Source organism: Peribacillus sp. SIMBA_075 (genome assembly GCF_046534585.1).
The window spans coordinates 1-358 of sequence record NZ_JAWRYN010000222.1 but is presented as its reverse complement, the minus strand read 5'-3'; the positions used below and the strand labels follow the sequence as shown (position 1 = coordinate 358).

Sequence of the window (358 nt, the reverse complement as noted above, 5' to 3'; positions counted from 1 at the left end):
GCCGGTGTAGCTCAACTGGTAGAGCAACTGACTTGTAATCAGTAGGTTGGGGGTTCAAGTCCTCTTGCCGGCACCATTTACAACCATATATTGCGGAGGGGTAGCGAAGTGGCTAAACGCGGCGGACTGTAAATCCGCTCCTTCGGGTTCGGCAGTTCGAATCTGCCCCCCTCCACCATTTTAATAAAATCCTGTGGATCAGTTATATATTCTCTTTAATAGGGAAATATATGATTACCACCTTTTTATTTTGTTGAATATTAATTATTACATATCATATATTGGGCTATAGCCAAGCGGTAAGGCAACGGATTTTGATTCCGTCATGCGAAGGTTCGATCCCTTCTAGCCCAGCCAT

The 358-nt window shown here is 44.4% G+C and carries 3 tRNA genes; all 3 read left to right on the top strand.

Features of this window, described 5'->3' with window-relative positions:
* The 3 genes from SB775_RS27960 to SB775_RS27950 all read left to right on the top strand — a co-directional run bounded on the left by SB775_RS27960 (window position 1) and on the right by SB775_RS27950 (window position 357).
* Window positions 1–76 (top strand) — tRNA-Thr (locus tag SB775_RS27960).
* Between the two features lie 18 nt (window positions 77–94).
* Window positions 95–178, top strand: a tRNA-Tyr gene (locus SB775_RS27955).
* 104 nt (window positions 179–282) lie between these two features.
* Window positions 283–357: transfer RNA gene (locus tag SB775_RS27950), tRNA-Gln, on the top strand.
* Window position 358 lies beyond the last annotated feature (1 nt).